Source organism: Nonomuraea sediminis (genome assembly GCF_018531495.1).
GTDB lineage: Bacteria > Actinomycetota > Actinomycetes > Streptosporangiales > Streptosporangiaceae > Nonomuraea > Nonomuraea sediminis.
The window spans coordinates 269,709-282,820 of record NZ_JAHDTI010000014.1 but is presented as its reverse complement, the minus strand read 5'-3'; the positions used below and the strand labels follow the sequence as shown (position 1 = coordinate 282,820).

9 protein-coding genes and 1 pseudogene are annotated in these 13,112 nt (G+C 68.9%); 3 read left to right on the top strand and 7 right to left on the bottom strand.

Features of this window, described 5'->3' with window-relative positions; translation table 11 throughout:
- Position 1: 1 nt before the first annotated feature.
- On the bottom strand, positions 2-1,078 hold the full coding sequence (locus KIK09_RS45370; protein ID WP_214325743.1) for an ATP-binding protein: 1,077 nt from the start codon (positions 1,076-1,078) through the stop codon (positions 2-4).
- Positions 1,075-4,566 carry a DUF4132 domain-containing protein gene (locus KIK09_RS45365; protein ID WP_214325742.1) on the bottom strand — a complete coding sequence of 1,164 codons (3,492 nt, stop codon included), beginning with the start codon at positions 4,564-4,566 and terminating at the stop codon, positions 1,075-1,077. Before KIK09_RS45365 ends, KIK09_RS45370 begins: the two co-directional genes overlap by 4 nt.
- Before the next feature lie 119 nt (positions 4,567-4,685).
- On the opposite strand from KIK09_RS45365, the gene KIK09_RS45360 reads away from it, so the two are divergent.
- A complete protein-coding gene (locus KIK09_RS45360) occupies positions 4,686-5,123 on the top strand; it encodes an RrF2 family transcriptional regulator (protein ID WP_214325741.1) in 438 nt (145 codons plus the stop codon).
- 100 nt (positions 5,124-5,223) lie between these two features.
- Positions 5,224-6,408 carry a globin domain-containing protein gene (locus KIK09_RS45355; protein ID WP_214325740.1) on the top strand — a complete coding sequence of 395 codons (1,185 nt, stop codon included), beginning with the start codon at positions 5,224-5,226 and terminating at the stop codon, positions 6,406-6,408.
- Between the two features lie 29 nt (positions 6,409-6,437).
- Here the strand turns inward: KIK09_RS45355 and KIK09_RS45350 are convergent, their stop codons facing one another.
- The 5 genes from KIK09_RS45350 to KIK09_RS60815 all read right to left on the bottom strand — a co-directional run bounded on the left by KIK09_RS45350 (position 6,438) and on the right by KIK09_RS60815 (position 10,244).
- Complete coding sequence (locus KIK09_RS45350) at positions 6,438-7,076, bottom strand: TetR/AcrR family transcriptional regulator (protein ID WP_214325739.1); 639 nt, start codon at positions 7,074-7,076, stop codon at positions 6,438-6,440.
- A gap of 106 nt (positions 7,077-7,182) precedes the next feature.
- Positions 7,183-7,611, bottom strand: a complete 429-nt coding sequence (locus tag KIK09_RS45345) for a hypothetical protein (protein WP_214325738.1) — start codon at positions 7,609-7,611, stop codon at positions 7,183-7,185.
- 308 nt (positions 7,612-7,919) lie between these two features.
- Positions 7,920-9,167: a formamidase gene (fmdA, locus tag KIK09_RS45340; protein ID WP_214325737.1), complete on the bottom strand. Its 1,248-nt coding sequence runs from the start codon at positions 9,165-9,167 to the stop codon at positions 7,920-7,922.
- 63 nt (positions 9,168-9,230) lie between these two features.
- Positions 9,231-9,893 (bottom strand): AmiS/UreI family transporter, encoded by a 663-nt coding sequence (locus KIK09_RS45335; protein ID WP_214325736.1) that lies wholly within the window; start codon positions 9,891-9,893, stop codon positions 9,231-9,233.
- Positions 9,894-9,962: 69 nt separating this feature from the next.
- Positions 9,963-10,244 (bottom strand): FmdB family zinc ribbon protein, encoded by a 282-nt coding sequence (locus tag KIK09_RS60815; RefSeq protein ID WP_372455771.1) that lies wholly within the window; start codon positions 10,242-10,244, stop codon positions 9,963-9,965.
- Positions 10,245-12,600: 2,356 nt separating this feature from the next.
- On the opposite strand from KIK09_RS60815, the pseudogene KIK09_RS45320 reads away from it, so the two are divergent.
- Positions 12,601-13,063, top strand: a pseudogene (locus KIK09_RS45320) (Clp protease N-terminal domain-containing protein); the annotation flags it as partial.
- Positions 13,064-13,112 lie beyond the last annotated feature (49 nt).

Below are 13,112 nucleotides of genomic sequence, written 5' to 3'. Positions count from 1 at the left end.
GTCAGCCCGGCAGGAGATGACGGGCCTCGTACAAGGCCTTCCACTGGTCGCCACCCCGCCTCTGCTGCAGGTATCTGCGGAGCTTCGCCAGGTCCTCCGGGTTGTCCTTGGCCGCCGTGCCGGCCAGACAGGAGACCAGGTCGGCGGCGGTGCCTGGCTCGCCGCGCAGGAACCAGCCGCGCAGCCCGACGGCATGCGCGACCGAGACGGCCTCGGCGGTGCTCATCACCCCCGACAGCCGGTCGGTGGCGTCGCCGCGCGCGGTCTGCCCCTCGCGCAGCTCACGGAACGCGGTGACCAGGACCTCCAGCACGTCGCGCCGTGGCGGCGCGCCGACGCCCGAGCGCTTCAGCAGAGCGGTGGCCTCCGCCTCCACCAGCAGCAGCTCGGTGTCGAAGTCGGCGATCGGGAAGACGGTCTCGAAGTTGAACCGGCGCTTGAGCGCGGCGCTCATCTCGTTGACGCCGCGGTCGCGGGTGTTGGCGGTGGCGATGACGGTGAAGCCCTCCTGAGCGAACACCATCGCCTCAGGACCGGTCAGTTCCGGTACGGCGAGCACCCGGTCCGACAGCGGCGACAGCAGGCAGTCCTGCACCTCCAGCGGGCAGCGGGTGATCTCCTCGAAGCGCACCACCTTGCCCTCGGCCATGCCGCGCAGCAGCGGAGCGGCCACCAGCGACCGGGTGGACGGGCCCTCGGCGACCAGCAGCGCGTAGTTCCACGAATATTTGATCTGGTCCTCGGTGGTGGCCGCGCCGCCCTGGATGGTGAGCGTCGAGGTTCCGCTCACGGCCGCGGCGAGCAGCTCGGACAGCAGCGACTTCGCCGTGCCAGGCTCGCCCACCAGCATCAGGCCACGATTGGTCGCGAGCGTCACCAGCGATCGGTCGATCAGTGAGGCATCACCCACGAACTTGCGGCTGATGCCCAGCTTCTCGTCCCCGATGACGAAGCGCCGGGCGGCTCGCAGGCTCAGCGCCCAGCCGGGTGGCCGGTCGTCGGTGTCGTTCTCCCGCAGCCGGGCCAGCTCGTCGGCGTAGCGGATCTCGGCCGGAGGCCGCTGGGCGTGTTCGTTCATCGGGTGATCTCCCGTAGGTCTCGCAGGATCTCGGAGACGGTGATCGGATCGAGGCCGTCGAGGGAGACCCCCTCCAGGGTCTGCTCGTCGGCGTAGTCGAGGTAGCCGATCGCGATGCCGGGATTGAGACCGATCGTGATGGTCCTGCCGCCGGGCACGTCCCGCTCGATCCAGCCCTGCCAACCGGCGTCCTGCGGGTCGCCTCGCCGCCAGCCGCGCCGTTCCAGGCCGACCACCTTGACGGTGGGGATTCTGGCGGTGCTGATCTCGTTCAGCAGCGTCTCGTCCGGGGCGTAGGTCTCGCGGCCCAGTTGCGGGAACGGCTGGAGGATCTCGTAGTCGGCGAACACCTCGGACCAGGCTGCCAGCTTCTCCTGCAGTTCCAGCGGGTGCGCCACCCCGACGACGGCCTCGTCGGGCAACGTCAGCGTGTCGTCCTCGACGTCGGCGAAACTGCGGTCCTCGGCCACCCGCAGGGCGCCCGTGAGCCGGCCTGAGGGGTCGTAGAGCCCCCACACCAGCCGCCGCACGATGTGCCAGAGCAGCGGGTGGCCGACGAACAGCCGCTTGAAGTCCGCACCGCTCCAGCGGCGCCGGATCACCATGGCCTGCTCCAGCCTGCGGATGCTGTCCGAGGCCACGGCGCGCACGTCCTTCTTCAGCCCGGCGAACCGCTGGTAGGCGGCGGGCGCGAGCTCCGGATCGTCGTTCGCCCCCGGCTTGGGAAGGTTCTTGAGCCGCTTTCCCGCGGCGTCGGCCACGTACGGCTTGAGCTGCTCGTCGAAGCCGACGACGAACTGCCTGCGGCCGTAGTCGAGGGTCAGGCTGCCGTCGGTGGACAGCCCGAAGTCCGGCACCAGCCGGTCGGCCAGTTCCTGCGCCGTCAGGCCGAGCTCCGCGGCGACCTCGTCCATCTTCTGCCTGGCCCGGTTCTTGAGCCCGCCGAACTTGACCTTCTCGGCGATGCCGTGCAGGTGCATCAACGCGACCTCGGAGCCGATGCCGGCCAGCAGGTCCAGGCCTGCGACCGCACGCGCGTGCCCGCCCTCACCCGGCCAGGTCCTGATCAACGGCGTCAGCCGCCGGACGGTCTCGTCGTCGCCGAGCAGTCCCAGCGCGTCCATCACCCAGCTCTCCTTGGACGGGTAACCGGCCGCCTGCCAGCGCTGGAACAGCGCCCAGCCGAAGTCCGCGAGGCCGCGGCTGTCGCAGGCCTCCTTGACCAGGGCGAGACCGGCGTACGGATCACCGGGCCTGGAGATCGCCAGCATCGTCATCACATGGCGGACCGCCTCGGCCGGCAGCGCCCCCGCGTCGCCGCGCAGGTGGATCGGTGTCAGGAGCGCGACCTCCGCCCACTCGGGCAGCACGGGCATCTTGCCGGGCAGCGCGTCGAGCGGGTCGGCAGAGAGCAGATCGGCGACGGCGGCCTCGGCCGCGGGGCCGTAACCCGCGGCGGCCTCCGCCACGGCGTCGCGGTTACCGCTCGCGACCAGCGCCGCCAGCGCCCGCTCGGCCTGCCGCCTGGCCAGGCCGGGCTTGCCCAGAGCCGGTGGGATCAGCGCCCTGGCGGCCGCCTCGGGGTGTCGTGCCAGCCACGCCAGCGCGGTGGCGCGCACGGACTTCAGCCGGGAAAGCCAGTCGGCCATCAGCACGGCGATCTCCGGAGCGGCGAACGGGAGCAGCACAGGAGCGACCGCGACGGGGCTGCTCCGGGCGCTGTCCAGCGCCCTGGACAGCGCTGCGAGCTCGAACCTGGCGACCACCCTCGGCATCCACTCGGAGGCTCCCCACAGGTCGCGCGGACGCCACTTCTCGATCAGCGGTCTGGCCAGTTCCTCGGGTCCGGCGACGAACAGGGCGATCTCGTTGTGCCAGCTGCCCCGCCGGGCATCGGCGATCTGGCCGGCGACCTCTTCCCAGCTCTGTTGCCAGGCCTGATCCCATGAACCGTGTTCCGGCCGGCCGGAACGCCAAGCGTCCCGCTCGCCCGGCCGCCACGCCATTGTCGACTTATCTGCACATACCAGGCCATTCACCACGACCGGCTTGCGGGCCGTACGCGGGCGGGTCCAGGGCGGGCTGACCAGCACCTCGGGCAAGGCCTCGAGCGGAGCCGTGGCGACCGTGGCGACGGCCGCGATCTTGTTGATCCGCTCGGCGGAGGCGTCGTCGACGGTCGCGAGCACCTCGGCCACCAGATCGGGGTGCGCCAGCACGTGGGCGCGCAGCAGCAGGTCCACGACCTTGCCACGGGAGGCGGCCAGCATCCGCATCGCCCGGCGCGGGAAGCGGGCCGCCGCGCGCAGGAAGGCCGGCTGGGTGTACTTCTGCTCGATCCGGTCGAGGAGTGTCTGCATCGCCGCGTCGGTCGGCAGTTCGGCGAACATGCCCAGCAGCCGCCGCTCGCCTTCCGCGTCGTAGTGGTGGCCGAACCATCCGGCCAGCACCGGCACGGCCGCGACCCCCATGCCGTCGACGACCGTGGCGGGCAGCGCGAGGGATTGCAGCAGGTAGAAACCCTCCACGTGGCTCGCGATGATTGCCGCATGCTCCGGCGTGCTGATCGCGGCGACCAGGCTGGAGGCGAGACCCGGATTGACGCTGCTCACTTCGGCGCAGTCGGCCGTGACCCAGTCGGCCTCGGTCGGCGCCAGGCAGGAAGCCGCCACCCGATGGTGGAGCCCGCCTTCACGGCTCACCGCCAGCGCCGCGACGACCTCGGCGTACTCGGCATCCGATGCGACCGAGAGGACGGCGCGAACCCGCGCGGCGAGCTCCGATGGATGCCAGCCGGACCAATGGCCGGGGAATTCACCGTCAGCCAGCCGCCGGACGCGCTGTGGGTACTCGTAGGGGTCCAGATCCAGCGAGGCCAGCTCGGTCACGGCCACCGCCGCGAACGCCAGGCCACGTTCGACCAGCCAGGCATCGGCGAACAGGGGCGGCCACGCCCGATCGTGCCACGACAGGGACGCACTCGCCGCCTTGGCGACCGCCGCGGCGCCCAGCGGCGTGGCGGTGGGCTCCCCGGCCAGGTATGCCGCGCCCGCGGAGGCGATCTCCGGGTCGGGACACTTCGCCAGCGAGTCGAGGATCGGCTGCCGGAGTTCGTCCAACCTCGCGGCGAGTTCCTTGGGCGCGCCCGCGTCCGGCTGCTTCACGGCGACCTTCACGCCACCCCGCCGGGGGCGAAGGCTGCGCAGCCAAGCGGCCGGCATCGTCAGCGTGTCCTCGTCCCCAGCGTTGTCGATGACCGCCGGGGCGGCGGCCGCCGCGTCTTCCGTGTAGCCCTTGCGTAACTTCTCCGCCACCAGCTTGTCGGCCGCCGCCGCGGCGGCAGCGGCGGAGTCGAACGACTTGACCTGCGCCTGACCGGCCGCGCCCAGCCGCCCATAGCGAATGTTCAGCTCCGTGCCGTCCTGACGCACTTCCCAGAACTTCGCCGAACCGGCGCCGACATAGGTCAGCATCCGATCTGCGCTCATGCGGATACCTCCACGCTGTTTTCGATCACGCTCTTGATCACCAGCGGCGAGTATTGCGCGCACGACTGACAAACCCGCGTTCGCCGCGACCGGTGTCCGGTAGCGCCTACCGTGGTGACATGCGTCTGACCGCCTTCACCGACATCTCGCTGCGTATCGTGATGCGGCTGGCCGTGGCGCATCGGGATGAGCTGCTGACCACCCGCGTGGTGGCCGACATGGTGGCCGTGCCGTACTCCCATGCCGCCAAGGCGGTGGCGCGCCTGAGCGAGCTGGGTCTGGTGGAGGCCAGGCGCGGGCGAGGCGGTGGCCTCCAGCTCACCGAGCGGGGCCGTGCGGCGTCCGTCGGGGAGGTCGTCCGCAGCCTGGAGATCGCCGGGGACGTCGTCGGCTGCGAGGACGATCCGCCCTGCCCGTTGCGCGCGGCCTGCCGCCTGCGGACGGCCCTGCGCCAGGCGCAGGAGGCCTTCTACGCCTCGCTCGACACCGTGACGATCGCCTCGCTGGTGGCCTCGCCGACCGGACCGGTACTGCTGTCCCTGCCCTCCCCTGAGTGACCCCCGGGCAGAGGGGCTCCAGGTGCGGCTTTTAATATGTATCTGAGATTCCAATTTTTCTTGGGGCCGGCTTTGCGCTGCCCCGCACCAGGAGGTTCACATGCTGTCCGTGGAAACCGCCGAGGTCATCCGCGCCACCCTCCCCGTCGTCGGAGAGTCGCTCGACACGATCACCGCGAGGTTCTACGAGACGATGTTCGCCGAGCGTCCCGAACTGCTCGATGGCCTGTTCAACCGGGGCAACCAGCGCAACGGCGAGCAGCGCAGGGCGCTGGCCGGCTCCATCGCCGCCTTCGCCGGCATGCTGCTCGAGCACCCCGACGAGCGCCCGGACGCCCTGCTTTCCCGGATCGCGCACAAGCACGCGGCAGTCGGCGTGACCGACGACCAGTACGTCATCGTCCACAAGTACCTCTTCGGCGCCATCGCCGAGGTGCTCGGCGCCGCCGTCACCCCCGAGGTCGCCGCCGCCTGGGACGAGGTCTACTGGCTGATGGCCGGTGCCCTGATCGCCATGGAGGCCCGCATCTACGCGGCGGCCGGCGCCCAGGACGGCCGCAGCTGGCGGCAGTGGCAGGTCGTCGAGCGGCACGAGGAGACGCCCGACGTCGTGTCCCTCGTGCTCCGGCCGCTCGGTGACGAGCCCGTCCCGCCCGCTCTGCCCGGCCAGTACGTCGGCGTCCGGATGCGGATGCCCGACGGCGTGCACCAGGTGCGCCAGTACACCCTCTCCGGCTTCGGCGAGGACGGCCTGCGCCGCATCACCGTCAAGCGCGTCCGCGGCGGCGACACCCCCGACGGCGAGGTGTCAGCGCTGCTGCACGCCACCGTCGAGGAGGGCGACGAGCTCACCCTGTCGGCGCCGTACGGTGACCTGGCGCTCGACGACGGCGACGCCCCGCTCGTCCTCGTGTCCGCCGGCATCGGCTGCACCCCGATCACGGCGATGCTGCAGCACCTGGCCCTCGCCGGTGCCACCCGGCGGGTCCTGCTCCTGCACGCCGACCAGTCCGAGGCCGACCACCCGCTCCGGCTGGACATGGAGCGCCTGGCCGGCACGCTGCCCGAGGCCGAGCGCATCTACTGGTACGAGCAGGGCGACGGCGCCCGTACCGGCCGCATGGACCTGACCGACGTCGAGCTCCCCAAGGGTGCCGTCGTCTACCTGTGCGGGCCGCTGCCGTTCATGCGCGATCTCCGCGCTCAGCTCATCAGCGCGGGCGTCGCGCCCCGCGACATCCACTACGAGGTCTTCGGCCCCGACCTGTGGATCGCCGCGGCCTGACACCGCAGCCAGGCTGTCCGTGGCCTGTGTCAGGGGGCCTTGCGGGGTGGGGTGAGGAGACGGTCGAGGAGGAGGTGGAAGAATTCGCGGAAGTGGGCTTGGGCCTGCGGATCATTGGGGTCCATGCGGTTTCCCTCATCGTTGAGTACGTCGCCGCCGGCGAAGCCCTCGACACACCAGATGAGCGTCCAGAGGATGTACCTGAAGTCGGGGGCGCTGTCGATGAGTCCGGCATCGAGGGCGGGCTGGATCGTCTTCTGGACCTCGACATGCAGTGGCCAGACGTAGTCACGCTCGAGGTCGGTGATGTCCTGGGCGTCGTCGAGGCTGCGATGCGCCCAGAGCGCGGGGATGTGCGGATTGGCCAGGCAGGAGTTCAGATAGCTGTCGGCCAGCGCGTGGATCATCCGGGGGGCGTCGGCGGGGGACATCGGGGTGAACCGGGCAATGACCTCCTCGATCGAGCGGCGATCGGTCTCGTGGGCACGTTGCATGACGGCGACGTAGAGATCCCGCTTGCTCCCCACCAGGGAGGTCACCGTGGCGACGTCGAACCCGGCGGCTTCCGCGATCTGCTGAAGAGTAGTCCCGTCATATCCGAAAGCCGCGAACATGCGGGTCGCGATCTGCATGATCGCCTCGCTCTGGTCGCCGGAAGCAGAGGTCATGAAGCGGACGGTACGAATGGTGATCCGGCAGGGTCAACCATTTGCCGGGCAAGGGCGGGCCAAGCAACAGCGTGGCGTGGTTTGCATCCACCCAGGTCAACCGGTTTTACGGCGCGCCGCCGATGGCGCAGGCCCGGCATGGGGGGCGTCCGCACGTGCACTGCATGATGGCGTCGAGAACGTCGTGGTCGTGGTAGAGGCACTGGTCCATGCAGGTGTGGCGCGGAACGAACCCTGCCTGGATCTCGTCGGGCCACGGCTCCTCGCCCTCGCGGCAGCGCACGAACAGCTCGGGATCCGCCGAGTGCAGCCCATGCATCCGGTCCCGTGCCTGGGTCTCCAGCAGTCGCGTCTCCGCCACCGCGGTCTTGAGCTGAGCGGCGAGAGCGGAGTACCGGTCGTCGCCGGTGCGTACGTGAGCGGCCCGCAGAGCCATCACGGCATTGCCCAGGAATCGGCTGGCGTCCTGAAGGTCGGTGGTGTGGTGCATCTGGATGCCTGTCACGCCTCGGACCCACACGGCGTCGTTGTTCATTGATCAACCTTTCGAAGCGGACAGGCGCCGCTGACACGTGCTCTGGAGTTTGCCCCGGTTCGGTAGATATTCGCTGTTTGTAGCTATCTGTGATGGTAACTCGAATTTTGCGGCTTTTTGCACTCGGTGGGTGGCGTTGACCGTTGGGTAGGTGAGCGGGGAACCCTTGATCAAGCTCGTCCGGCCCTCATCGCCCACGCCAAGGGCATATGGCGCGGCCCGGCGGCCAGGGATGCTTGTCGGGGAATATTGCCAAAATATTAATGACGGGAGGCCGCTCGTGCGGCGCTCCCGTCATGCTGCGGTGGTCAGGTCGTCACGGCGCACTTCCCCCGTTCCTTCTTCACAGGTCCCTCCGGGTTCGGACGTACGTCGAAGTCGAAGATCGCGGTGGGCAGGTAGAGCGAACAGCATGAGTTGGGAATGTCGACGATCCCGCTGACACGCCCCTCGATCGGGGCCGAGCCGAGGATCAGGTACGCCTGTTCTCCGCTGTAGCCCCACTTCTTGAGGTACTCGACGGCGTTGAGGCAGGCCCTGCGGTAGGCCACCGTCGCGTCCATGTAGTAGTTGGTGTCGGTGTCGTGGTCGACCGAGACCCCGATGAACGAGATGAACTCGGAGTACCGGGGCTCGACGTTGCCCGGCATGAAGATCGGGTTGGTGGTGACGCCGTACTTTTCCATGCCGCCCTTGATGAGGTCGACGTGGAAGTCGATGAAACCGCCCATCTCGATCGCGCCGCAGAAGGTGATTTCTCCGTCGCCCTGGCTGAAGTGCAGGTCACCTCCGGAAAGCTTGGCGTCCTTGACGAAGACCGGGTAGAACACCCTGGCCCCGCGAGTGAAGTTCTTGATGTCGTGGTTGCCGCCGTTCTCCCGCGCCGGGACGGTGCGGGCACCCTCGTTGGCGATCCGCTGCATCACCTCGCCGCTTGCCGTACCGCCGAGGGCGTTTTCGGTCAGCGGTGGCAGGCCGAGCGGTGGGACCCGTTGCGGGTCGGTGTCGATGAGTGCCTGCTCCCGGCGATTCCAGCTCGCGAGCAGTTCGGCGGACGGTGCGGTGCCGAACAGGCCCGGGTGGGTGATGCCGGTGTACCGTACGCCTGGCAGGTGACGGGATGTCGCAACCTGTCCGTGGAAGTCCCAGATCGCCTTGTAGGCGTCAGGGAAGTAGTCGGTCAGGAATCCGCCGCCATTCGCCTTGGCGAACACGCCGGTGTAACCCCACCCCATTCCAGGGGCGTCCCCGACCTGCTGCGGAACCGGGCCCAGGTCGAGGATGTCGACGACCAGGAGGTCGCCTGGTTCTGCTCCTTCGACCCCGATCGGTCCGCTCAGCATGTGTGCTCGACTCAGGTCGACGTCCCGTACGTCATTTGCGGTGTCGTTGTTACCGATCTGCGCGTCGGTCCATTCCCTGCATTCGACCCGGAATTCATCTCCGGGACGTACCATGTCGGCCACAGGGACGTCGGGGTGCCATCGGTTGTGCCCCGGCATTTTCTGGTCGCGCATTGACATCGACTGGTCGACGCTGAATACGACTTTCGGCATGATGAAAATGCCCCTCTTTGATTGTGATGCCCCCTTGGATATTCGTCCTGCCTCATCACCTCCTCAGGTGTAGCGAGGGCGATGCGCTTCCTCGCTGGTGCCTCTCTCCTCGCTCGGAGCGGGTGTTGCCACGGACGGTTCCTTTCCTCGTGTCAGTGGCCACAGGGCTCCGAAGACCACTACGCCGAAAACGGCGAGGATGACGGCGAGGACCTGAGGGTTCCGCCAGTAGCCGGTAAGGATCAAGAATGCGGGAATCGCCGCCGTGACCCAGCCCTCGATCGCCGTGACCCAGCCCGTGTACATCGTGATCCCCGCACGCTTCAGACCCAGCAGCATGAAGAACAGGAACCACAGGTAGGCCCAGTAGAGCCAGATGACGCCGAACGCCGGATCACCCAGGAGCCGGAAGTTGGCGAACGAGTAGCCAACCGCCATGACGGCCACGAACAGCGAGAAGTAGCCGACTCCGGTGGAGTCGAAGCCGCCCAGCAGATTGATTCCGACGTAGAGGTAGGTGAAGCCGAAGAGATAGATCCCCGATGCGCCGAGAATCTCGATCGGCCTGGCGAGATTGGCGATGATCAGCACCGTGGGCGTGATCACCTGCAAGGCCCCGACGAAGAGGTTGAACACGCCTGCCGCGCGCGGGTCGACCTTGCCCAGCAGCATCATTCCGTTCAGGAAGAGAACCGCGCCCACGTAGAGCAGTCCGACAGCTCCCATCAGCGACGCACCTCCTCACGCTCGTGATGGAGGGTTCCGATCGGTGGCGTCGCCGCTGCCCCACGCGTGTCAAGGTCGAGGCAGGCGTGACAGTGCCGGGTGCGGCGGCGGTGGGCGCCGCTTGGGAGGCACGCTCGTGACGACCTCGGGCGCTTCCTGGCTTCGCTCTTCCCGGCCGAGCGCGGCGGCCACTGCCGGGGGCACCCGGCTGAGATACGGCGAAGAGAAGACGCGGGCGGCTGGACGGTGGCACTCAGGGCAATCGCATGCGGGCGTGGCAGTGCCTATCGGCAGGCGAACCTCGAATCGCCCGCAATCAACGCAGCGATACTCATAGGTGGCCACAGGCATCTCCGCCAGAGATCAAACCCATGTTTATCCGGCCGGTGGCGCCACGGCCGCACCGCCGGTCGATGGCTTGATTCAAGCCACGCCTTCAGCCAACATCTCTCTTAACTGGGTGTCAAGTTATGGGCGGATTCGCCTCTGTGAAATGGCAAATGTTGCGGCATCCATAATTTGCCAGAGATTTGACGCCGCGCCACTCGAATATTGAGCTGACCAGGAGAGACGGTGCGCGGGCCCGGGGCCGAACGTATGGTTGCCGTAGGCTCCGGCACCGATCGTGAAACGAGCAGGTCGCCATGGTTCGTCATTCATGCCCGGCAGGGCGCGCTCAGGATGGTCGTCCCGTCGTAACCAGCGGAGCGTGATCCGCATGCGGCGGCCCTGGGCGGTTGCGTTACTGATCGTTTTTTGCGGCATGTGCCTCGAACTGGCCGTCAATCTCGCCGCCGACGCGTTACCGGACTGGGCGGAGCCGTACCAGCCATGGGCGTGGCTGCTGGCCCCGCTGCTGGCTCTCGGGGTCGGCATCATGGAGATTCGCCGTCGTTCCTCGGAAGCGGGGCGGTCGGTGGCCAGGGACATTCCGGCGCTCCTGGATCAGGCGGCGGACGACCTGGCTCTCGCCGTACGTGGGCAGTGGCACGACGAGGCCGCGCTACGCAGGCTGCATCAGCCGTCTCCGCTGCGCCTGCGCTGGTCGAGCACCGGCCGTCCGGTGGCGGCGAACCCGGCGGCGGTGCTGGGAGAAGGGGCGGTGGCAGGCCGGCCCGTCCGGCTCCGGCTGCACGGCGACGTGTCCGAGACGGCAGCCACGTTCCTGCGGCTGCCGAAGCGGCAGCTGGTGGTGCTCGGCGAGCCAGGCGCAGGAAAGACGGTGCTGGTGATCCTTCTCACGCTGCAGTTGCTCGAACGTCAGGGAGCAGTACCGGTGCTGCTTCCGGCCGCGTCATGGAACCCGCAGGCCGAACATCTGCACACCTGGATCGCTCGCAGGCTGGCCGAGGATTTCCGCGGGGTGAAGAACGACGATATTTACGGGCTCGACGTCTTCGCGCGGCTTTTCCAGGACGAGCGAGTGCTCCCGGTCATCGACGGGCTGGACGAGATGCCCGCCGCCCTGCACACCCTGGCCCTCCAGGCCATCGATCATGCCGTCGCCGGACGCGGACCGATCGTCATCACCTGCAGGACCACCGAATACGAATCCGCCATCGCCTCCGCCGGGCGACCGCTGGCCACCGCCGCCGTCGTCGAACTCGGCGCGGTCGGCCTCGCTGACGCCGCTAACTTCCTGACGGCGGGAGCCCTTCCCGGTGACGGCCGCTGGAGCCGGGCCCTCGGCCTCCTGTCCGGCCATCCCGACGCCCCGCTCGCGCAGGCGCTGTCGACCCCGCTCATGCTCTCCCTCGCACGCACGGTCTACACGACCCCGGGCTCCGAGCCCGCCGAACTGCTCGACGAGCAGCGGTTCCCGGATCGTGGCGCAGTCGAACACCACCTCCTCGACGCCTTCATCCCCGCCGTCTACGGTCGGCTTCCGGCACCGGCGAGGACGACCAGCCGGGAGTACCGCCCGGAGCAGGCGCGCGACTGGCTGGTGTTCCTGGCCTGTTTCCTCCAGCAGAGGGCCAGGCACGAGCTGGCGTGGTGGCGGCTGCACCGCGCTCTCCCTCCGCTCGGCAAGCGCATCGCCGCGGGCTGCTGCGCGGGGCTCGTGGCCGGGTTGCTGTCCGGGCTTCTCACCGGCCTGAGGGAGGCGCTGTCCGGAGGTCCGGCGTCCGCCCTGGACGCGGGAGCTCGTGCGGCACTGCTGGCCGCGGTGCCCGCTGGGCTGCTGGCCCTCGTCATGGCGCCGCCGTACGAGCCGAGCCGGATCAGCGCGCGGCTCAGTGGGCGGCTCGGGCAGCTGACCACGGAGCTGCGGGCTGACAGGCGTGCCGCCATCACGCTGGCGCTGGGCTACGGGGCGAGCGTCGGTGCGGCGATGGGGCTGGCTGCTTGGTCTTTCGGAGCGGACCCGTTCGCCTTCGCCCTCTGGGCGGGCGCCGTCGTCGGTGTTCCGATGGGGCTTCTCGCGGCCTGGCCCTGGTACCTGCTCAGCGTTGGATGGCTCGCGCTGCGGGGGAGGCTCCCCTGGCGTCTGATGACGTTCCTCGACGACGCGCACCGGCGTGACCTGCTCCGCAGGTCCGGCACGTCCTATGAGTTCAGGCATGCCCGGCTCCAGGACCGCCTCGCGGGTCGTCCCTTCCTGACCGACGAACGGCAGGCGAGCGGGTTCGCCGTCACCACGAGACGGCAAGGGGCCCGGCGGTCCAGGTGGAGAGCGAGGCTGACCGCGCGGTTGCTGCGTACAGAGCTGTTCGAGTGGACCACGGACCGGGCGCGCCGGGTCATCGTCCTGGCTCAGGAGGAGGCCCGGGCCCGGGCACGGATACATCGGATCGGAGCACATCCTCCTGGGTCTGATCCACGAGAAGGACGGCATGGCGGCCAGGGTGCTCAAAGGCATGGGCCTGTCCCTGGAGGAGGTCCGTTGCGTCATCGAGGAGATCATCGCCGACAGGGATGCGCCCGGTCGCGCCAGAGCCCGTGCGGTGCAGGTCAAGCAGGACACGGGAGTCGAGCGAGTGGAGCCGATTCCGTTCACACCGCGGGTCAGGAAGGCGCTGACGCTGTCGCTTCGCGAGGCTGTGCGCCTCGGACACGACTACATCAGTACGGAGCACCTCCTGCTCGGCGTGCTGGGGGAGGGCGGGAGTGCCGCGAGCCAGGTTCTGACGAAGTTCGGTATCGCCGCTGACCAGGTCCGGCGCCACATCGATCGGGAACTCGCGCGGCGCGAGGTCACGCAGGATGAGTCGTCGGACC